Genomic DNA, 19,796 nt, shown 5'->3' with positions numbered 1-19,796 from the left:
ATTTATGGAATCGCTGCCCTAATTCTATAAGTTTACAGCTTCGTGTCTTATCTTCAGACCAGAAGGAGATTACAACTCATAGGCTACTTCCCCGTGGATGGAAGAGTCCAGACCTTGTATTTCAATTTTTTGAGGTACGCGCACAGTATCAAAAATATTGATAACTTTGAGAATGGCATAAGTGACAACAAAGGCATAGAGACCGGTAAAGACCACCCCAAAGGTCTGAATCAGAAATTGATGAAGATTGCCCTCGATAAGACCACTTGTCCCATTCACGGCTGAAACGGCAAAGACACCTACCAGTATGGAGCCAAGAATACCGCCGACACCATGAACCCCCCAAACATCAAGAGCATCGTCCCAGTCCAGTTTAATGCGGACTTGGACTGCCAAATAACAGACAATAGAGGCCAGGATACCGACAATGACTGCTGCCCAAGGACGGATATAACCGGCTGCCGGTGTAATGGTTGCCAAACCGGCTACGGCACCGGTCAGAACACCAACCATGGTTGGTTTTTTCTCATGAATCCAGGAAATCAGCAGCCAGGTAATCATAGCCATGGAGCCGGCAATATCCGTATTAACGAAGGCCGTCGCGGCAATTCCATTAGCTGCTAAAGCGCTGCCGCCATTGAAGCCAAACCAACCAAACCATAAGAGTCCGGTTCCTAAGGCCACAAAGGCAATATTATGAGGCGTTGCTTTTTCGCCAGGGAGAATCACACGTTTGCCTACAAAAAAGACGGAAGCCAGAGCTGCTATCCCGGCACTAACGTGGACCACAATTCCGCCGGCAAAATCAACCACACCCATTTGAGCCAAGAAACCGCCGCCCCAGATCCAGTGGGTTAAAGGGATATAGACAAGAATGCTCCAAAGGACTAAAAACTTTAAGTAGCTCTTAAAGCTAACCCTGTCGGCGAAAGCCCCGGTAATCAAAGCGGGGGTAATAACGGCAAACATTTCTTGATAAATAAAGAACACTAAAAATGGAATAGTAGGACCATAAGCTGCGTTGGGGCTCATCCCCACGCCCTGGAGAGCAAAGTATTGAAAATTGCCGATGATGCCATGGACATCCTGACCAAAAGCCAGACTAAAGCCTCCGAGAACCCAAATGGCAGTAACAATTCCCATGGAAATAAAACTCTGAATCATAATGGTCAAAACGTTTTTCTTGCGCACCAGGCCGCCGTAAAAGAAGGCTAGTCCTGGTGTCATCAGGCATACCAAGGCAGCACTGATTAAAACAAAGGCTGTGTCCCCGCTGTTGATCATTTTAAAATCCTCCTTAGTCAAGATTATTATAGTACCTATATCTTAACTAAAAGCAGTGTTTAAAGTTATCGGGGAAATCCTGTATTTTAGCAGTTATTTTTATGTATTTATGCTTGTGCTTCAAGGCTCGATTATATGATTTCGGACAGCATACAAAACCAAATCAGTAATATTTTTAAAGCCCAGTTTGTGCATGATATTTGAGCGGTGAGTCTCCACAGTTTTTAAACTCAAACTGAGCATTTGAGCAATATCCTTGTTACTGTTTCCTTCAGCTAATAGCTGGAGGATTTCTCTTTCCCGGGAAGAAATCAGCTCGGGTTTCTTTTCCTTTTGGCTGAAATTAGCGACAAATCCAGCCACGACAGTGGAGGTAATATCCGTAGAAAGATAAATTCCGCCTGCTTGGACGATCCTGATTGACTTAAGCAGTTCTTCCAAGGCATTTTCCTTTAAGACGTAACCGTTTACTTCCAGTTGATAGGCTCTAGCCACGAAATCTTCATTTTTGTGCATAGTTAAAATAATTAGCTTAAGCGCTGGGTCTTCTTTTTTGAGACGTGCCGCGACTTCTAAACCGTTGAGGCGAGGCAGGGAAATATCTAAAATCGCGATATCGGGCTTTAAACGCAGTATTTCCTGGATTGCCTGCTGGCCATCTGCGGCTTCCCCCACAACTTCTATATCTTTTTCCTGCTGAAGTAAAATGATAAGAGATTCGCGGAGAATTTTATGGTCATCGGCTAAAAAAACCTTAATACTCATAAGGCACCTCCATCATTAGGGTTGTCCCTTTTCCTTCTTCTGTGATAATCTCCAGCTTTCCGCCGAGCATGCGGAGTCTTTCCTGGATGGAATTCAAGCCTATTCCGGCATGCACTTCATGCTTGTTAAAACCTTGGCCGTTATCACTTATTTGAAAAAGATACAGACTGCTGGTAAGCTTGCTAAAGTTAATCATAACTTCAGTAGCTTCAGCATGTTTCAAAATATTGGTTAAACATTCTTGAATGATCCGGTATAAATTCAAGCTTTCAGCTTCTTCCCAGGCAGGCATCGGTGCCAATAGATTATAGGCGAAAGTGATGCCCCTTGAATCTTTTAGGTTTTGCAATAGAATCTCTACCGAAGCAGATAACCCTTTTTCCTGAAGAAGAGCTGGCTTCAAATTAAATAAGACACCTCTGATTTCTTCAATAGTTTCTGCAGCTAAATTGACGGTACGTTCAGCCTGCCCGCTCAGCATGGTATCACCATGTTCAGACTTTACTTTTTGAGCGATCATTCCCAGCTGCAGCTTTAAGGCAGCCAGGGATTGGCCGACACCGTCATGCAGATCTCTAGCTAGTTTTACACGTTCTTGCTCCTGAGTTTCCACCAGCAGTTTGGCCTGCTTTTGTAACAATTGATTTTGAACTTGGATTTTGCCGCTGAGGTCTTGAGTTAAGCTTTCATAATGAGTCATTTTTAAATAGTCTTGCCAGGAATATATATCCGAAAATTCAACGATATTTAGGCCTTTCTCTTCTTCATCTTCACTGACCCGCAAACCAAGGCTTTTGTTAATTAGGTAAAACATCAGCATCCCCAGGCCAAAGGCCCAAAGAAAATTAACGGCGACCCCGGCGAATTGAACTAAAACTTTGACGAGGCGAGTTTGCCCGCCCAGAAATTCCAATGGAGCAAAGAAAGCTAACAAGATGGTTCCTGCAGCACCTCCAAAGCCGTGAATGGATACTGCTCCGACGGCATCATCCAGGCCGAGCTTTTCCAGCCATAAGCCCGAAAAGGCAACAATTGAACCGGATATAAATCCTACCATAACGGCATCAAGGGGCTGCAGGTAGTTGGAACCGGCAGTTATGGCAACCAACCCGCCCAAGGCCCCCATAAAGATGGCTTCCATATAACTGTGATCTTTGATAAAGAAACGGTTGGTTAAAATAGCCCCGACAACCCCGGAGGCTGCTGCAAAGTTTGTGTTCAAGAGAATCAAACCTACACGGTCGTTAAACTCCAAGAGGCTGCCACCGTTAAAACCGAACCAGCTAAACCATAAAATAAAGGTTCCTAAGGCGGCGAAAGGGATATTTGATCTCCCTAGTTTTATGAGCTTTCCTGTAGCATCCCAGCGGTCTTTCCGTGATCCGACAACAATAATCCCGGCTAAAGAAACCCAGCCTGCCGTTCCATGGACAACAGTTGCTCCGGCAAAATCCATAAAACCTATTTGTCTTAACCAGGTGGGCTGATCAATAAAGAGATTGCCCCAAACCCAATGCCCGAATAAAGGATAAATAACCCCTGCCAGAAATACGGCGGCGATGAGTAAAGGAAGTAAACGGGTTCTTTCGGACATACTGCCGGAAACAATAGTTACGGCTGTTCCGGCAAACATTAATTCAAAAAAGACAAAGACAAATCCCAGGGGATTCTGAGAGAGGGAAAGATGGCTGAGCAGCCAGTAGTCTGACCCGTAAATCCCAAAATGAGTGGGGCCGAACATGAGAGCAAACCCCAAAAAACAGTAAACTAAGGTTGTTATCACAAAGGTGAGAATATTTTCGATAGCAACACTGATCACATTTTTAGATCGAATAAAGCCGACTTCATAGCAAACGAAACCCGCCTGCATAAAGAAGACAAAGCAGGCGCTTACTATAAGCCAGAGGTGATTAATATTCATGTTAACACTCAATCTCCTGGTTAGAGTTAAATCTAGCATTTGCAGCATTTCTTAGGTTAATGCAACAGGGTAATGGCAAGAAGGAGAATCCGGGCTGATAGCGAAAATATGGAGTACAGGAAATAACACTCTCGTAAACAACAAATTAAGCATGATTGGAGAAAGGACATGAAAGTATTAGTCATTGGCCTTGGGGCTTTAGGCACGGTTTATTCTTGTTTATTAACGTTAGCCGGCCATGAAGTGACTGGTCTTAGCAGACCGGTAAGTATAGATAAGATCAGGTCAAATGGGGTAAAAATAACGGGAATCTGGGGAGAGCACCAGGCGAAACTAGGCAGAGTGGCAGCAGATGTTTCGGAACTTGCCGACGAGAAATTTGATTTGATTATTGTCACTGTAAAATCCTTCGTTACTGAAGAGATAGCCCAGCAAATATCCCCCTTAGCAGGAAAAGACACCTATATTTTTCTCTTGCAGAACGGGTATGGAAATTTTGAAGCAGCTGCCAAATTCCTGCCAGAGAACAAGCTGATTTTAGGACGAGTCATTTTTGGGGTAGAGACCCTAGCTCCGGGCGAATCAAAAGTAACCGTAATTGCCGATGATGTGATGATTGGCTCGCCTAAAAACCTTATTGAGTTTGAATTACTGGAAGAGTTCGCGGAGATTTTCCGCAATGCCCTAATCCCCACAAAAGCATCATTAGAAATTATGAACTATATTTGGGGAAAGATCATTTATAATTCAGCACTTAATTCTCTGGGTGCCGTTTTTGAAGTTAGCTATGGACGGTTAGCTGAGGAACCTGTTACCCGGGATTTAATGAATAAAATTGTCAGTGAAATATTCGATTTGCTTAAAACAAGAGAAATCTACATGTTTTGGCCGGATGCCCAAACTTATTTGGAGAATTTCTATACCAAATTAATACCACCCACTTCCGCTCATCACTCTTCGATGCTCCAGGATATTCAGAGTGGGCGGCGAACTGAAATTGAAGCATTGAACGGCGCTGTTGTAAAATTAGCCCAGGAATCTGGAGTCGCTGTACCCGTCAACGAAGTTGTTGTGGCAATGGTAAAAGCAAAAGAAAGCTTTAGTTTGCGCACATAAAATTTATTATAAATGTGTTGTAAAAGGATCCTCCTGCCAAGGTCTGAAAATCAGTCCTTAGCAAGGGGGTTCTTTTCGTACTGTCAGAAAGTATAAAACTTCGTTATTATACTGCAAGAAGTCATATTCGTGCAAAGACAGTGTCTTTGGGCGCAGCCAAGTTTTCTTTATATTTGACAGCTTGGATTTCTGCTAAGATAGCTAGGGCAATCTCTTCAGGGGTTTCACCGCCGATTTTAAGGCCGATGGGAGTATGAATTTTATCTAAGTCGGGAGGGAGGAAGCCTTGAGCTTTCAGATGTTCAAAACACAAGGCCACCTTTTTGCGGCTGCCTACCATTCCCAGATAGCGGTTGGGTTTAGCAATTGCCGCCGCCAGAGCTCCTTCATCCAAGGTATGATTGTAAGTACAGATTACAATCGATGTCTGCTCGTGGGATGGATAGTCCCTAAGTTCTTGAATCACATCCCCCAATATCAGCTCAGAGGCAGAGGGAAAACGTTCTTTGGTAAGGATTTCCGGTCTATCGTCGATGACCGCAATATAATAGCCTAAAACCACTGCTAATTGATAAAGAGCTTGAGCAATATGCCCTCCGCCGACAATTAACAAGTGATTCGTCTGTTTGAAAACGCGGATAAACAGTTCAATTTCTCCGCCACAAACCATAGCAAGCTTTTGGGGATCAGGGGATTCAATCTCAAATTCGTAGCTTATGGTTTTTGATAGACCTTGCCTGAGGCACTTAGCTGCCTCCAAAGCTGCTGCAGACTCTGCAGCCCCGCCTCCGATGGTGCCAGCGAGTATTCCGCCGTTAGAGTCAACCAGCATCATGCTGCCAACCCCTCTGGGACTGGAACCCTTTGTTCGGGTAATTAGAACCAGAGCAGCTTCTTTATGTTCTTCAAGGGTTTGGGACAGAATTTGGATGACATTATTATTCATTATCTTCACCTCCAAGTATGATTGCCTTTGATCTTTGCCAACATGTTGGAACTCCGGAATTGTCTTAAGGGCAGATGTATGATAAATATCCCATGGTACATCCTATTTAATGGTTTTCAACAATTGATTATGTAATTTAAGCTAGGAGTAAACCTATGAATGAAATACATACGGAATATGGTATCGAAAAGTTAGCGCGATTAAAGAAAGTTTTGCTCCACAATCCGGTCGAATCCCTCCCTTCTGTCACGGAAGGGAATTATAAGTATCATTTGTTTAATAATGTTCCAAAGGTTGATCAATATATCATGGAGCATGAACAATATGCCCAGCTCTTAAGAGCCCATGGTGTCCAGGTCTTAGAAGTAAGAAATTACGTCCAGAAGACAAAGGACTTATTGTCCAAACTTCCCAATCTGGCTTACCTCCACGATGTTGCGGTGGTCACGAGTAAAGGCGCTATTCTATCGGAAATGTGTCCGGGTACCCGAGCGGGAGAGGAGGAAGTAGTAAAAGAAGTGCTGACAAATCTCGGCATCCCGATTTTTCATGAATTTGAGGATCATGACCAGTTTGAAGGATGTTTGGTGCTGTCTCCTGACACATTAATTATAGTTGATACTGAGCGGCTTAACCCTGATACTATTGAGGGATTCTTTGAGAAAGCTTTAGAAATCTTTAAAGAGGTTATCTATATTAAAGCCCCCCAGGCCAGGAGATTTATGCATGGAGATATGATTTTTAATAGAATTAGTGAGAACTTAGGAGTTTATTTCCCTCCTGCCTTTCTTGAAACCTATCTTATCAGCAAGGAAAGGCGAGAAGAAATTGATATGCGGAAATTCTTAGAATCGAAAAATATGGAACTCATAGAACTAAGCGATGTTGAACAGCAGAACTGGGGCTGCAGTTTTGTACCCCTTGAACCCAATGTGATTATTCACTATGATATCTCCTTAAGCAATCAGACAAAAAAACAATTACAGCAGCGGGGTGTCCAAATCATCGAATTTCACCCCCAAGCTCTGTTAGCTGGGGGTGGAAGCTTGCTATGTCTTACCTTAAGATTGTGGCGTGCCTGACCCCCTCATTGATCAATAATGCTCTCCATTCTCATAGTATCGGGATTTGTCAAGAATCGTAAACATAATGTCGACACTGGGATAACCCGCCTCATGGATCAGGCGGGTTATGATTTTTGCCGCATGATCTTGAGCTTCTTGTCCCCGGTCAAACCAAGCGACCTCTACAAACGGATACCCTGGAACAACCCCTCCATTCGCTATAAAGGCGGAATTAAGCAATTCGAGAGTAAAATCGTCTTGGGACGACCCAGTTAATTCAGCCAGTTCATTAATTAAAGGGCCGCTTAACTTGCAAATAGTGTCTATCTCGACTCCGCGTACTTTGATTTGAGGCATAGTAATCCTTCTTTCCCAGCTTTTTTATAGAACATGGTTTTTCATAGGCAATTATACTATATACCAATCCAAAATAGGAAACTAATTAATAATGTTAATTTGGATCTTAAATATCTTAAGAATAACATTGACAATATTAATGTGAAGAGTTAATATCATAATTACAAAAGATCTTTTGCTGAACTTTTAATACAGAGGTGATGACCTTGGCTTACAAAATACCTCATCGGTGCCCGGTTTGCGACCATGAAATGAAAATTAGTAAACTTGCCTGTACATTTTGTCCCACCAAAATAGAAGGCGAATTTAGTTCCTGTAAGTTTTGCCGGCTGCCCTCAGAACAATTAGTGTTCGTGGAGTCATTTATTCGCTGTCGGGGAAATATCAAAGAGGTAGAAAAGGAACTGGGTATATCCTATCCAACAGTTCGCAGCCGCTTGGATAGTGTTATTGAGGCTCTTGGCTATGGAGCGGAAAAGGAAAAAGAACCTGAGGCTAACAAGGAAAATTCTCCTGAGGAACGTATACGCAGACGGGAGATTCTAGAAGCTTTGGAACGAGGGGAGATATCCGCTCAGGGAGCAGCACAGCAAATGAGAAAACGGACTTAAGCAGGATTGAAATTAACAAAGAATAGAAATAAAAAGTTGAAAAGGAGAGTATTTATGAGCAGTGAAATGATGAAGATCCTGGAGATGATTCAAGAAGGAAAACTTACAGCGGCAGAGGGAATGGATTTATTAAAAGCGGTAGAAGAGGGAAACGCTCAGAAAGAATCAGGGCCGATTTATGACAGTCCGTTGCTCCTGAAAAAAGAGTTGTCTGGTGATCGTTTCCTGCGTGTTCGAGTGGTGGGAGAAAAATCCTTAAAGGTGAATGTAAACGTCCCGCTGAGTCTAATCCGTTCAGCTTCTAAATTAGTGGTCTACGCTATGAGCTTTGTCCCTGCTGATAAGCGGGAAGAGCTGGAAAAGAAGGGGTTGGACTTGAAGGATCTGGATGTTGAAGGACTTGCTCGTATTCTCGAGGACAGTCTGGATGGCAGGATTGTCGATGTAGAAGTTGCTGACCCGACCGAAGGAAAAATAAAGGTAGAAGTGTATGTGGAATAAATCCGCACTGTTCTTCATGATTCAGGTCAAAGTCCCAAAGCGTTTTAATGGTACACTTCCCGTCCCTGTTTGGGTTGTCAAAGATTTTTTTAGAGCTGCAAAGAACTTGGCATGGGTAGGAGAAATCCTATTACGGCGCAAGCCGCAATCCCAAGATAAAAAGGTCCACAAGCACCTCAATTGGACGAAGGGAGTAACGCCAAGGGGGTTAGTTGAAGTTGTTGAGATCGTGATTAACGATCTTTCCAAGTATAAAGGTCTGGATCTAGTCCGCGTCGAAGCTGGAGATGTAACAGTTAAAATAAGCTTGAAGTGAAGGGAGGAAAGATGTTTGAAAGGACTGGGCTACCGTTTTCTTGTGAATACATTAGCGTTTTTGATTGCTGCACAGTTGCTGCCGGTTCACGCCTCCACCCCTCTCCTTTTCTTATTGGCTGGAATTGTCCTGGCTCTGGTTAATATAATGATTCGTCCCTTGTTGATTATTCTGACTATACCCTTAAATCTGGTAACTCTGGGATTATTTACCTTGGTTATTAATACATGGATGGTTATGCTTACAAGCGGGTTATTGCCAGGGTTTTCTGTACCGGGGTTTGGGAATGCCTTTCTTGTTTCTTTGATTATGTCTCTGGCAAATTGGAGCTTTAAGGAGATGAAACGAAGATAATATTAATAATTATGGACAAGAGCGGGATTTTTCCCGCTCTTTTTGGTGCCGTTCTGAAAGTGAATTTTAGCGATTTTTTCTGAAGTTGACTCGAGGCGCATACTGCATTCGATTTAGAAAGTCGTCAGAAGAATTGATGCCTTTTTTGGCTAAGAACCGCTGCATTCCCACGGGTACTGCTTTGTTTTGGTTAAACAATTCTGTGTTTTCTCCTGCACCTAGATTGCCGGCATCTACATTGGCTTGATTTACAAAGCGATTTCTTCCTAAGAACATAATGTTGGCCACCTCCCCCTATTCCCAATATATGTAAATTGACTGGCAGTGTGTTCTTATAAAACATTTATTCACCTTACGCCGGCATTTTCATTATTATGTAATAGTGTATTAGGAATGGAGAGCATTCACTATGTTTGAGATACCTGTAAGGCATTTTGCCCGGTACTATGAGATTATTTCAGTTTTTATCCGGTATGGACTAGGATATTTGTTTATCCCAGGTAACTCCTTGCCGGCAAAGACAGATAACCTAACAATTTTGGGAATTCGGCTCAGAAACGCTTTCACAGAGTTAGGGCCAACCTTTGTGAAAATTGGGCAAATCGCGAGTACACGGCCTGACCTGCTCCCGAAACCCATTGTTCAGGAATTAGCAAAACTCCAAGACCGAGTTCAGCCGCTATCTATTGGTGTAGTGCGTCAAGTCCTTGAAACAGCCTTACAAGCACCCCTAGAGTCTGTCTATCATGAGTTTAAGCCAATTCCCCTGGGATCGGCATCCATGGGACAAGTCCATGAGGCTGTTTTAAAAAATGGAGATAGGGTTGCCGTGAAAATCCAGAGGCCATTCATTCAAGAGACGGTCAAAACAGATTTGGAAATTTTCCAATTCCTCGTTAATCGTATCGAGTCGAAAACACAGGTGGGGTCACGTTATCCTTGGCGTTTAATGTTAGAAGAGTTTTCGAATACTATAACAAAGGAACTGGATTTTTTGAATGAAGGCAGAAATGCTGAAAAGCTTGCCAAACTTTCTAAAGGAAGTTCTAAAATTGAGATTCCTAAAATTTACTGGGAATTTTCTCGCCCATCAGTGTTAACAATGGAATACATTTCGGGTATTCCCTTGCATAAAATTATGGATTCCCCAGAGGCCTGCCATAATGTTCGACAAATTGCCGAAAGCTTGTGCAGGGCAATTTTTCAGCAAATTTTTCGCGGGGGTTTTTATCATGCTGATCCTCATCCGGGAAATGTATTAATTCTGGCAGAGAGCAAAATTGGCTTAATTGATTTTGGAATTATGGGACAGCTGTCCGCGACCATGAGGAAACAAATTCTTTCCCTAGTTTCCGGAATGATTCGAGGAAATTATGACTTAATTATTAAGACCCTTTCGAAAATGGGAATAGTCCCTGATTCCTTGGACAAAAACAGCTTCCAAAATGACATTGCCCGGTTACGCCGTAAACATATAAAGGTTGTTGGGAATAAGTCCGGCCTGGGTGAATCAATTCAGGAATTTTTCGATATCATCTATCGTTACCGCATTATTATTCCTTCTGAATTTATTTTAATGGGCAAAGCTTTGCTGACCCTAGAGGGAACCCTTCAAGAACTGGATCCTGAGTTTAGCCTGATTGAGCACGCTAAACCTTTTAGCAAAGGAGGGGTTTTTAAAACCATCTGGACAAATGTATGGAATAAAATTATGTCGAACTAAGCAGACAGACACAACCGGTTTTCCAGTGAACATACAATAAAAGTAAAAAATGGAACCGGTTATGTGGGAGGTAACTCCATGGATGTTGGAATGATGGCGCTGCTTAGCAAGACGGTATCCCTTATGGAAAATTTAGGATTCATGTGGCTCGTTCACACGGGATTCGAGCTGAACCTCTGGGAGCGCCTACTCGAAGAAAAACCCAAAGCAGAGATTATGACACAAAGCTCAGAATGGGATGAAACATTATTGGATCATTGGTTGGAGCAAGCAAGAGTCCAAGAGCTTGTGGCAGTAAAAAATGGTCGTTTTCAACTAAGCAAAATGGGAAAAGCCGTATATCGTTACCGTGATTATGGTCTCGAAGCGATGTATAAAGAGTTTGTTCTTCATTGGGGACCTTGTTTTGGGAAATTGCCGGATTTGATGAAAAGGACAATCCCTCGCGGCCCAATGGAAAGCGAGATGGAAAATGAACTTATCTCCAAAGCTTCAAAAGCCTCCGAACCCTTTGTCTGGCCCTTGCTAAGAAAAAAATGTGAAAAAGACGGCTGGAGTAATGTCTTGGATGTGGGTTGTGGTGAAGCCGCGTTTTTGCAGAGGCTGGCCGCAGAATTTCCTGAGTTAAGAGGTGTCGGCTTAGAGATTAATCCCGAGGTAGCGAAGCGAGCAGATGCCCAAATGGACTCATATCAAGGACGGATTAGGATTGAGCCGGCGGATGTCTTGGAGTTTCATGAAAGCCCAGGAACCTATGATTGCTGTCTTCTCAATAACAATATCTACTACTTTGACAGGGAAAAACGTGTGGAACTTTTGAATTCTCTTTATGAGTTATTACGTCCTGGCGGACGGATTGGGATATTAACAGCTCTGCGTGGAGTAACTCCATCCCTGCAAATTATAAAAACCCATATTCCGCAAAATTTAATGAGCTTTTTTCTGGCCTGTCATCAGAATTTTGAGGGCTTGCCCTTTGAGCACGAGATGACTGACCTGTTAGAACAAACCGGGTTTATGGAAATTGAGGCGATTCCGCTGCCGTTTAAAGTTTCTCACTATTTTTTTGCCAGAAAACCCTCTGAGTTCAATGGAGAATAATATGGAGAAAATTTTAGGAAGCGAGGATGAAATGATTGAGGTTAAAGAGCTGAGCAAAGCATACCGCGAAGGCAAAGGAATACAAAATATTAGCTTTCAGGTTGAACCAGGTACAGCCTTCGGGTTTCTTGGACCGAATGGAGCGGGTAAAACAACCACCATACGCCTGTTAATGGGGTTCTTGCAGCCTGATTCCGGACGTGTTGCCATTAATGAACATGATTGCTGGCGAGAGAAGACAGAGGTAAAGAAAATCGTCAGTTACCTGCCTGGGGAGCTATGCTTTATCGAGAACATGACGGGTCTGGATTTTCTGGGGCTTATGGCAGGAATGCATGGGAATCTTCCCCACATAAAAAAAGGGCGGGATTACTTTGCCAACGCTTTCGAGTTAGATTTAAAAATACTGATTCGGAAAATGTCGAAAGGCATGAAGCAAAAACTGGGAATTATCTCGGCCTTGATGTTGGACGCCCGTGTTCTTATTTTTGATGAGCCAACCTCAGGACTGGATCCATTAATGCAAAAGGTGTTTATTGAATTAATCCTGGAAGAAAAGAACAAAGGGAAGACTCTCTTTATGTCTTCCCATCAATTTACAGAGATTGAGCGGACTTGTGAAAAGGTTGGCATTATCAAAGAAGGTAACCTTCTGGCGGTGGAAAGCATAACTCAGCTTCGAGAAGCTGAGTATCAACTGTTTGAAATTGAAGTAGAAAGTGATGAAGATGTTGAGATTCTTAAACAAAGTCCCTTAAATCTTATTCCTATCCATGAGAAATGCTTTATTGTTCAGATAGCCGGTGAACTGGAAAATCTCTGGACAACTCTCTCCTTAATTCATGTCAAAGGATTCAGACAGCGTTCACTTGAGTTGGAGGAGGCCTTCATGGATTTTTATCGATAGAGCTTCTAACTTAAGGTGGTGTAACTATGAACAGGGCATTGTTTCGGGCAATGTTTAGACAATATCGCAAGAAAGTGGTCGCTATTTCAACGGGTATTTTTCTGTACGAAGGGCTGTTAACGTCAGTTTATCCAATAATAGCAAAAAATCCAGCAGTTACTGAAATTGCAGAGTCTATGCCTTCTGCTGTAAAAACCGTATTTGGAGTATCTGAAAATGCCAGAACAGATACATTTGAAGCTTTTATATCAGGACAGTTCTATGCCAGAATCTGGGTTATGCTTATGGCCCTATACGGAATTCAGACGGCCAACGCTTTACTGGCCAAAATGGTGGACAATGGATCCTTAGCTCTTCTTTTGTCGACGCCGGTTTCTCGAAGTGAGATTCTTTCCACTCAACTTAGAGTTTTAATGAGCACCAATGGTATTTTAGTTGGGGCGACAATCTTTGGACTCTTTTTTGCCGCTTTATGCGCTGGTATAACAATTAAACGGAGAAATTATCTGAGATTAGGTTTTTTAGGGGTCTCCTTTTTTTCGTTGATTGAAATATACAGTTTGTTTTTCTCAGCTTGGTTTGTGGATCAAGAAAAAGCCCTTACCTATGCCATAGGGCTGACACTGGGCTTTTACGGAATGGATGTTCTTGGCAGTCTGAACAATCGGTTTTCGTGGCTGAAAAGTTTGTCCATCTTTCAATGCTTTCAGCCTCAGGAAATTTTGGAAGGAACGATTAATCCAAAAGGGAGCATCGTAAAGCTAAGCGCAGTTTCGGTACTGCTTTGGCATTTTACCAAAAAGGTTTTTGAAAAACAGGATTTGGCTATTTAGAACAATATTACCTTACTTGGGGAAGCCGTTCGGAATTAGAAAGCTCAGGCGGACAGCTTCCTGTTAAGTAAGGCAAAGTACATAATCAGAGCAATGAAAGCAAAAAGAGCGGAACTGCCGTACATATATTCGAAGTTCATTTTTTGGGCTATAAAACCAAGAACAACAGCACCCAGCCCAATTCCCAGATCCATTGCCATGGCAAAGGTGGCGTTGGCTGCACCTCTTCGTTCAGGTGGGGATAGGGAGATAACCAGAGCATTTAAAATAGGCTGTACCGTGCCGAAACCCAGTCCATAAAGGATACCAACGAGTAAAAACATTGACAGAGTCGATGTCTTGACCAGTAAGATGAGGGCACCTGCTATTAAAACAATTCCAGGTACCAGGAATTGTTTTATGCCGTATCTGTCAGCCAGTTTTCCGATGATGGGCCGGCTTAATAACAAGACGAGAGCAAAAACGGTGAAAAAAATTCCGATGTTTTCAACTTCCCGGTAAGCAGCGTAGGCAGGTAAAAAGCTGATAATACCGCCATAGGTCAAAGTAATGAAGAATAAAACAATAGCCGGAGCCAGGGCCGTTTTTTCTAAAATAACACCATGCTTAGCAGGCAGGACTTTTTGTTGTTTTTCAGGGGGAGTTTCATAATTTATCAGCAGGGAGAACGCTAATCCCAGGGCGGCAATAATGGCTGAACCTGTAAATAACAGAGAATAAGATGTATATTTGATGATGTATAGCCCAAATGCCGGTCCCAGTGACATGGCGATGGTAGATGCCATTCCATAATAGCCCATTCCTTCAGCCCTCCGGGCAGACGGGATAACATCTGAAGCGATGGTACTTGCCGCAGTTGTTGAGGCTCCCCAGCCAATCCCATGAACAGCTCGGAATATTAGTAAGGAAATAACTGTAAAGGCTAAATGATAGGCCAGTGATGATACTAGGAATACTGCTATGCCGATGACAAGGATAAGTTTTCTGCCTTTCCGGTCGAGTAAATTGCCGAACCAGGGGCGGACTAGGACTGCTGAGAAGGTAAAAATTCCGACAATGGTACCGGCAATAGTTTCATTCCCGCCAAGAGTTTGTGCATAGAGGGGGAGTGTGGGCAGCAGCATATACATGGACAGAAACATAAGAAAGGATACTATGAGAACGAAAAAGAAGGTCTTGTTCCAGATGAGGATATCAGTCTGGGAATTGTCGTTAATCACAAACTAACCTCCTTTGTTGTTGCTAATTATTACTTGGCGCTTATCCTAACTATACTATTAATAAAGTTGCGGCGGCAATTATTTTTTACTGTCAGAAAGTATAAAACTTCGTTATTATACTTTCTAAGCATAAGTGCAACTAAGGCTGCCGCCGCGCCTGCGGCTTGGCGCCAGCCAAGTTTTCTTTATTGCAGCTCACAAAAGTGAGTGGGCAGCCTACAATGCTTAATTGAATAAATATGCAAAATAACCACGATTCGTGCAGGAATTCCGCATTTTATGAGGAAATTACAAAATATCTCATTAGACATAGGAGCTTGCTTCTATAAGATTATGGAGTAATTTTTAGCGGAGGGTGAAAACTATGGGCAAGTTTGAGACAGACGATCAAGTTCACATCCATGCGCTGGCTTATGTCCTTGAAGGAATCACTCAACGTATTTTGAAAGAACAACCCCTTCAGGAAATTTTCCAATATCTTTGTGAAGAATTGGTACAATCCTCGAATTATCCCGTTGTTTACATAGCTGTAAAGGAAGACGACGGTTCACTTCGAATCAAAGCTCAGGGCGGCTTGACGGAAAATCAGGTCTTATCCCTCCAAAAGGGCTTAGATGAGAGCGGCCTGGGGCAGTCTAAGCTAGGGCAAGCTATTCGTGATAACACTGTCCAAATTGATAGCTTACAATCTGTGGCCTATATGCCGATCTCTTACGATGATTGTGTGGTCGGAGTTCTCGCTTTGAATTTTCAGCTGGAAAATTACTTTCTTGTCACTGGAGTAGCGCAGCTTAAGCCTTTTGTCGATCAACTCAAATTAGCTTTGTGGGCAGATGAGGGCCGGCAAAAGCTTCAGCTTGAGAAGGCTGCTCTTGCAGCCAGTGAAGAACGGTTCCGGGATATGGTTGAAACCATGAATAGTGCTGTGGTGACGTTCAAAATATCGGATGATGGTAAGGATTTTATTTGTACCGATATTAATCCGGTTGCTGAAAGAGTTGAGAATATTTCCCGTAATCAAGCTATTGGCTCATCTTTAACGCATGTGTTTCCTATGGCAACGGAGTTAGAGATTGATAAATTGCTGTTTCAAGTATATGACACCGGAGAGAGAGCCCGCTTTCCGGCCGTATTCTTTGATAACTACCGTGCCAAAGGCTGGAGTGAAGGGGTTATCTATAAACTTTCCACAGGAAGTATCGTCGTTCTCTACGATGAAGTCAGTCAACGAGTTTTGAGCGAGGATGAACTATGGCAGGAGAAAGAACGCGCCCAGGTGACTTTGGCTTCAATTGGCGATGCTGTGCTTACGACAGATGTTTTTGGGGTTGTCACTTATTTAAATCCCGTTGCGGAAGCCATGACAGGATGGAAGAATGAAGATGCCCAAGGCGTGGAAGTTGAGAGGGTATTTGATATTTTTCATGAAATAACGTCTGAACCCATGAGACAACCAATCTGGCAGTGTTTGATAGAGGATCGAGTTGTTGAATTATCTAATCATGCAATACTCAAACGCAAAGATGGTCTAAGGTATTATCATATTGATGATTCTGCAGCCCCAATACGAGATCGTAATGGCCAGGTCATCGGTGCAGTGCTTGTTTTCCACGATGTCAGTGAAAAACGTGAGCTTTTGCATCGTTTGTCACATCAAGCGCACCATGACTCTTTGACTGACTTGCCCAATCGCCAGTTGTTCATTGACAGGCTGCAACAAGCTATTCTCCACGCTCTGCGTGAACAGCTGCTGGTTGCTGTATTTTTTATCGACCTTGACGAGTTCAAGCTGGTTAATGATACTCTGGGTCATGCCGCAGGGGATAGTTTACTATGCCAGGTTGGAAAGCGTTTTAAAGCTGTTTTGCGGCAAGGGGATACCGTTGCCAGACAAGGCGGGGATGAGTTCCTGATTTTATTGCCTTGCTTAAAGTCCGAGAGACATGCAGCTCATGTGGCACAAAAACTGTTGGATGTTTTTAACACTCCTTTTCAGCTTTTAAATCAGGAGGTTTACATAACGGCTAGTTTGGGTATTGCCCTAGCTCCCCTGGATGGAGAAGAACCAGAGGTGCTTATTCAACGGGCCGATATGGCAATGTACCATGTGAAAGCTGAGGGCAGAAACAGTTATAGTTTTTATACACGTGACTTGAATGAGCGTTTGGCGGAACGGCTTTCTCTGCAGAATGAAATGCGCCGGGCTCTAGAAAGACAAGAATTTTTGCTCTATTATCAACCTCAATACAGGCTCAGTGATGGTCAATTCTGTGGAATGGAAGCCCTTATTCGTTGGCAGCATCCTGAGAGGGGACTGCTTCTGCCTGGTAGTTTTATTTCCATAGCCGAAGACAGTGGCCTTATTCTCGCCTTAGGAGAATGGGTCTTAAGATCAGCATGTGCTCAGAATAAGTTTTGGCAGGATATGGGTTATCCTCCCCTTCGTTTAGCTGTTAATTTATCGGCAAGACAGTTCCGGCAGAAAAACCTTGTGGAACAAATTTCTCAAATTCTTGAGGAAACAGGTTTAGATCCTCAGTGGCTGGTTCTGGAAATTACGGAATCAATCAGTATGGAAAACGTTGTTGCCAGTGTGGAAATTCTTCAAAAGCTTAAGAACATGGGAATCCATCTGGCAATTGATGACTTTGGAACCGGCTTCTCTTCTCTAAGTTATTTAAGCCGGTTCACTCTCAATACACTAAAGATAGATCGTTCCTTTGTATCAATCCTTGACAAAAGTGCGGGGGGACACGCTATCGTTCTAACAATTATTCAACTTGCCAAAAACTTGGGGCTTAATGTGCTGGCAGAAGGGGTAGAAACACGTGTTCAGTTGGATCACCTTCGCAGTATGGGGTGTGATGAAGTACAGGGGTTTCTATTAGGCAAACCTGTTCCTAAGGAAGAAATCGTTTCCTTATTTTAATAAAAAATTGAATTCTCTAGTATCACAGACTGGCTTCTTAAGCAACATACGTGGTGTGAATTTTAAAAAGCAGTATTTTAGGCAAATAAATCGTAGAAAAGAGGACCGGATTTTGAAAGAAGTAACGGCTGCAATTCTCGTAAAAGACCATTCTGTTTTAATTGCTCAACGAGGGGTCAACGATGAGTTAGCGGGTAAATGGGAGCTGCCGGGCGGCAAAATTGAGGCGGGAGAGACCCCGGAGGATTGTCTGAAACGGGAAATTAAAGAAGAACTGGACGTTGATATTGAAGTTTTGAATTTCTTTGCAGACAGTGTTTATAAGTATCCCAATGGCGTCATTAAATTAATGGCTTTTTGGTGCCGCTGGGTTTCAGGAAATTATCATCTTAAAGTACACAGTCAAATCCTCTGGGCAAAGCCTTGGGAATTGGATCTTTATGATTTTGCTCCTGCCGACATTCCTCTCGTGGAAAAATTAAAGGAGATTCTACATGAATAGTTTAAGGGATCTAAACAGCAAAAATATTGCTGCAGGCATTGCTTCGGGTCTGTTAGCGATAACCGGTCCGCCGGTGATTATTTTGGAAGCAGCTTCTAAAGGCCATTTTACCATGTCACAAACCATTCTCTGGATGTTTTCGGTCTATGTGTTTGGCGGAATTTATAGTCTAGCGGTACCGCTGTATTATCGAATACCTATTGTAGGAGCCCATTCCATTACAGGAGTCGCTTTTCTGGCCACAGTCTCCTCACAATTCACCTATAACGAATTGATCGGTTCTTATTTAATGGCTGGGCTGCTAATGTTTTTAATTGGATATTTTGGGGTGTTTTCGAAACTAATAGAGTATGTTCCCAAACAAATAATTTCAGTAATGTTGGCAGGAATGATAACCAAGTATATGGTTTCTTTTATTTCCTCCATATATCAACTTCCCTTGGTTGGCGGAGTCTCCCTTTTAGCATACTTTGTATTTTATAGATGGAATAAACGAATCCCCCCAATGGTAGCGGCCATTTTGGCAGGCTTTGTGATACTCTTTATTTCACACCCCCTTAACAGTGGTCCCTTAACTTCGGCTTTTGTCATACCGACTCTGCAGATTCCCCAAATCAATCCTTTAAGCTTTCTTTCTGTTTCCGTTCCCCTTGCCCTTCTGATTCTCAGTAATGACGCGGCAGTGGGAATCGGGGCTTTAGAACAGAATAATTACCTGCCTCCTGTTAACCGTGCCATCGTCTTAAGCGGCATTTTTTCCATGATCACTAGTTTTTTTGGAGGGCAATCAGCCAATGTTGCGGGGATGATGACTGCTATATGTTCGGATGAAGAGGCGGGGCCGAAAGGACAGCGTTATATGGGGGCGGTGGTCTCAGGAGGTATTATCCTGTTATTCGGTGTATTTGCCTGGAAGTTAGTGCCGTGGATTCAGGCTTTGCCTTCAGCATTCGTATCCTTGGTTGTTGGTTTTGCCCTGATCGGAGTGTTTGGCAACAGTTTGTCAGTGGGGCTTTCAAAACCAACGATGAAGTTGAGTGCTGCCTTTACTTTTATTATTGCCATATCAAATACTACATTTCTCAGTATCAGTGCACCGGTTTGGGCGTTGGTCATAGGTACGTTCATTGCCCGGTATATCGAAAACAATCCTTTGACAGCGAGAGGCTGATATAATAAGATTCAATGATATTTGGTCATAAATTGAAATAATAGGAACCCGGTACTCTGCTTCATTTATCATTTATTTATGCTATAATTGTTAGAATAGTAACGTAAATTCCATTATGCAAGTAACCCTTTTCACAGGTTCTTTGACTTAATGTACAGAAAAGATGGCTTTGACT

Annotated in this window: 20 protein-coding genes; 13 read left to right on the top strand and 7 right to left on the bottom strand. The window is 42.8% G+C overall.

Translation table 11 applies throughout. From position 1 onward, the window contains the following. Positions 1–69 precede the first annotated feature (69 nt). From DESOR_RS19435 to amt, 3 genes are all read right to left on the bottom strand, one after another. The gene (locus DESOR_RS19435) at positions 70–1,284 is read right to left on the bottom strand and encodes an ammonium transporter (RefSeq protein WP_014186296.1); all 1,215 of its coding nucleotides are present in this window, start codon (positions 1,282–1,284) and stop codon (positions 70–72) included. Positions 1,285–1,404: 120 nt separating this feature from the next. After that, entirely contained in the window at positions 1,405–2,049 is a 645-nt protein-coding gene (locus tag DESOR_RS19430) for a response regulator (protein ID WP_014186295.1), read from the bottom strand. Next, positions 2,039–3,970, bottom strand: coding sequence for an ammonium transporter (gene amt / locus DESOR_RS19425; protein WP_014186294.1), 1,932 nt, complete (start codon positions 3,968–3,970; stop codon positions 2,039–2,041). The genes DESOR_RS19430 and amt overlap by 11 nt, the downstream gene beginning before the upstream one ends. Before the next feature lie 168 nt (positions 3,971–4,138). Between amt and DESOR_RS19420 the strand changes: the two genes are divergently transcribed. Continuing rightward, complete coding sequence (locus DESOR_RS19420) at positions 4,139–5,086, top strand: ketopantoate reductase family protein (RefSeq protein WP_014186293.1); 948 nt, start codon at positions 4,139–4,141, stop codon at positions 5,084–5,086. Between the two features lie 121 nt (positions 5,087–5,207). On the opposite strand, the gene DESOR_RS19415 is transcribed toward DESOR_RS19420, so the two are convergent. Next, positions 5,208–6,032: an XdhC family protein gene (locus DESOR_RS19415; RefSeq protein ID WP_014186292.1), complete on the bottom strand. Its 825-nt coding sequence runs from the start codon at positions 6,030–6,032 to the stop codon at positions 5,208–5,210. A gap of 155 nt (positions 6,033–6,187) precedes the next feature. Between DESOR_RS19415 and DESOR_RS19410 the strand changes: the two genes are divergently transcribed. Continuing rightward, positions 6,188–7,114, top strand: coding sequence for a dimethylarginine dimethylaminohydrolase family protein (locus DESOR_RS19410; protein WP_014186291.1), 927 nt, complete (start codon positions 6,188–6,190; stop codon positions 7,112–7,114). A gap of 12 nt (positions 7,115–7,126) precedes the next feature. Here DESOR_RS19410 and DESOR_RS19405 read toward each other — a convergent pair whose 3' ends face one another. Beyond that, complete coding sequence (locus DESOR_RS19405) at positions 7,127–7,453, bottom strand: DUF1904 domain-containing protein (RefSeq protein ID WP_014186290.1); 327 nt, start codon at positions 7,451–7,453, stop codon at positions 7,127–7,129. Positions 7,454–7,659: 206 nt separating this feature from the next. Between DESOR_RS19405 and DESOR_RS19400 the strand changes: the two genes are divergently transcribed. From DESOR_RS19400 to DESOR_RS19385, 4 genes are read left to right on the top strand one after another with little or no spacing between them, the layout of a single operon-like run. After that, on the top strand, positions 7,660–8,064 hold the full coding sequence (locus DESOR_RS19400; RefSeq protein ID WP_014186289.1) for a DUF2089 domain-containing protein: 405 nt from the start codon (positions 7,660–7,662) through the stop codon (positions 8,062–8,064). A 54-nt stretch (positions 8,065–8,118) separates the two neighbouring features. Next, a complete protein-coding gene (locus DESOR_RS19395) occupies positions 8,119–8,565 on the top strand; it encodes an SHOCT-like domain-containing protein (protein WP_014186288.1) in 447 nt (148 codons plus the stop codon). 16 nt (positions 8,566–8,581) lie between these two features. Beyond that, the gene (locus tag DESOR_RS19390; RefSeq protein WP_148265299.1) at positions 8,582–8,881 is read left to right on the top strand and encodes a hypothetical protein; all 300 of its coding nucleotides are present in this window, start codon (positions 8,582–8,584) and stop codon (positions 8,879–8,881) included. Between the two features lie 15 nt (positions 8,882–8,896). Then, positions 8,897–9,235 carry a phage holin family protein gene (locus DESOR_RS19385; RefSeq protein ID WP_014186286.1) on the top strand — a complete coding sequence of 113 codons (339 nt, stop codon included), beginning with the start codon at positions 8,897–8,899 and terminating at the stop codon, positions 9,233–9,235. Between the two features lie 66 nt (positions 9,236–9,301). Here the strand turns inward: DESOR_RS19385 and DESOR_RS19380 are convergent, their stop codons facing one another. Then, on the bottom strand, positions 9,302–9,511 hold the full coding sequence (locus DESOR_RS19380; protein WP_014186285.1) for a hypothetical protein: 210 nt from the start codon (positions 9,509–9,511) through the stop codon (positions 9,302–9,304). A 133-nt stretch (positions 9,512–9,644) separates the two neighbouring features. Here DESOR_RS19380 and DESOR_RS19375 point away from each other — a divergent pair, with 133 nt between their 5' ends. The 4 genes from DESOR_RS19375 (at position 9,645) to DESOR_RS19360 (ending at position 13,799) form a co-directional block, all read left to right on the top strand. Next, on the top strand, positions 9,645–10,958 hold the full coding sequence (locus tag DESOR_RS19375; protein WP_014186284.1) for an ABC1 kinase family protein: 1,314 nt from the start codon (positions 9,645–9,647) through the stop codon (positions 10,956–10,958). A 78-nt stretch (positions 10,959–11,036) separates the two neighbouring features. Further along, a complete protein-coding gene (locus DESOR_RS19370) occupies positions 11,037–12,059 on the top strand; it encodes a class I SAM-dependent methyltransferase (RefSeq protein ID WP_014186283.1) in 1,023 nt (340 codons plus the stop codon). Between the two features lies 1 nt (position 12,060). Next, positions 12,061–12,966 (top strand): ABC transporter ATP-binding protein, encoded by a 906-nt coding sequence (locus DESOR_RS19365; protein WP_014186282.1) that lies wholly within the window; start codon positions 12,061–12,063, stop codon positions 12,964–12,966. 26 nt (positions 12,967–12,992) lie between these two features. Further along, positions 12,993–13,799, top strand: coding sequence for an ABC transporter permease subunit (locus tag DESOR_RS19360; protein WP_014186281.1), 807 nt, complete (start codon positions 12,993–12,995; stop codon positions 13,797–13,799). 44 nt (positions 13,800–13,843) lie between these two features. Here the strand turns inward: DESOR_RS19360 and DESOR_RS19355 are convergent, their stop codons facing one another. Next, a complete protein-coding gene (locus tag DESOR_RS19355) occupies positions 13,844–15,019 on the bottom strand; it encodes an MFS transporter (RefSeq protein WP_014186280.1) in 1,176 nt (391 codons plus the stop codon). A 364-nt stretch (positions 15,020–15,383) separates the two neighbouring features. On the opposite strand from DESOR_RS19355, the gene DESOR_RS19350 reads away from it, so the two are divergent. From DESOR_RS19350 to DESOR_RS19340, 3 genes are all read left to right on the top strand, one after another. Continuing rightward, on the top strand, positions 15,384–17,948 hold the full coding sequence (locus DESOR_RS19350) for a bifunctional diguanylate cyclase/phosphodiesterase (protein WP_014186279.1): 2,565 nt from the start codon (positions 15,384–15,386) through the stop codon (positions 17,946–17,948). Positions 17,949–18,060: 112 nt separating this feature from the next. After that, a complete protein-coding gene (locus DESOR_RS19345) occupies positions 18,061–18,450 on the top strand; it encodes a (deoxy)nucleoside triphosphate pyrophosphohydrolase (RefSeq protein ID WP_014186278.1) in 390 nt (129 codons plus the stop codon). Then, positions 18,443–19,621 (top strand): benzoate/H(+) symporter BenE family transporter, encoded by a 1,179-nt coding sequence (locus tag DESOR_RS19340; RefSeq protein ID WP_014186277.1) that lies wholly within the window; start codon positions 18,443–18,445, stop codon positions 19,619–19,621. The genes DESOR_RS19345 and DESOR_RS19340 overlap by 8 nt, the downstream gene beginning before the upstream one ends. Positions 19,622–19,796: the final 175 nt, after the last annotated feature.

It is taken from the genome of Desulfosporosinus orientis DSM 765 (assembly GCF_000235605.1).
In the GTDB taxonomy this organism is placed as follows: domain Bacteria; phylum Bacillota; class Desulfitobacteriia; order Desulfitobacteriales; family Desulfitobacteriaceae; genus Desulfosporosinus; species Desulfosporosinus orientis.
The sequence above is the reverse complement of the archived record's forward strand: the minus strand, read 5'-3'. Positions and strand labels throughout refer to the sequence as shown.

Bases quoted from the DNA above. Each gene is read 5' to 3' on its own strand.
- DESOR_RS19420 (WP_014186293.1), top strand. From the start codon at position 4,139: ATGAAAGTATTAGTCATTGGCCTTGGGGCTTTAGGCACGGTTTATTCT.
- DESOR_RS19415 (WP_014186292.1), bottom strand. From the start codon at position 6,032: ATGAATAATAATGTCATCCAAATTCTGTCCCAAACCCTTGAAGAACAT.
- DESOR_RS19360 (WP_014186281.1), top strand. From the start codon at position 12,993: ATGAACAGGGCATTGTTTCGGGCAATGTTTAGACAATATCGCAAGAAA.
- DESOR_RS19430 (WP_014186295.1), bottom strand. From the start codon at position 2,049: ATGAGTATTAAGGTTTTTTTAGCCGATGACCATAAAATTCTCCGCGAA.
- DESOR_RS19395 (WP_014186288.1), top strand. From the start codon at position 8,119: ATGAGCAGTGAAATGATGAAGATCCTGGAGATGATTCAAGAAGGAAAA.
- DESOR_RS19365 (WP_014186282.1), top strand. From the start codon at position 12,061: ATGGAGAAAATTTTAGGAAGCGAGGATGAAATGATTGAGGTTAAAGAG.
- DESOR_RS19375 (WP_014186284.1), top strand. From the start codon at position 9,645: ATGTTTGAGATACCTGTAAGGCATTTTGCCCGGTACTATGAGATTATT.
- DESOR_RS19390 (WP_148265299.1), top strand. From the start codon at position 8,582: ATGATTCAGGTCAAAGTCCCAAAGCGTTTTAATGGTACACTTCCCGTC.
- DESOR_RS19340 (WP_014186277.1), top strand. From the start codon at position 18,443: ATGAATAGTTTAAGGGATCTAAACAGCAAAAATATTGCTGCAGGCATT.
- DESOR_RS19405 (WP_014186290.1), bottom strand. From the start codon at position 7,453: ATGCCTCAAATCAAAGTACGCGGAGTCGAGATAGACACTATTTGCAAG.
- amt (WP_014186294.1), bottom strand. From the start codon at position 3,970: ATGAATATTAATCACCTCTGGCTTATAGTAAGCGCCTGCTTTGTCTTC.
- DESOR_RS19380 (WP_014186285.1), bottom strand. From the start codon at position 9,511: ATGTTCTTAGGAAGAAATCGCTTTGTAAATCAAGCCAATGTAGATGCC.
- DESOR_RS19350 (WP_014186279.1), top strand. From the start codon at position 15,384: ATGGGCAAGTTTGAGACAGACGATCAAGTTCACATCCATGCGCTGGCT.
- DESOR_RS19410 (WP_014186291.1), top strand. From the start codon at position 6,188: ATGAATGAAATACATACGGAATATGGTATCGAAAAGTTAGCGCGATTA.
- DESOR_RS19370 (WP_014186283.1), top strand. From the start codon at position 11,037: ATGGATGTTGGAATGATGGCGCTGCTTAGCAAGACGGTATCCCTTATG.
- DESOR_RS19435 (WP_014186296.1), bottom strand. From the start codon at position 1,284: ATGATCAACAGCGGGGACACAGCCTTTGTTTTAATCAGTGCTGCCTTG.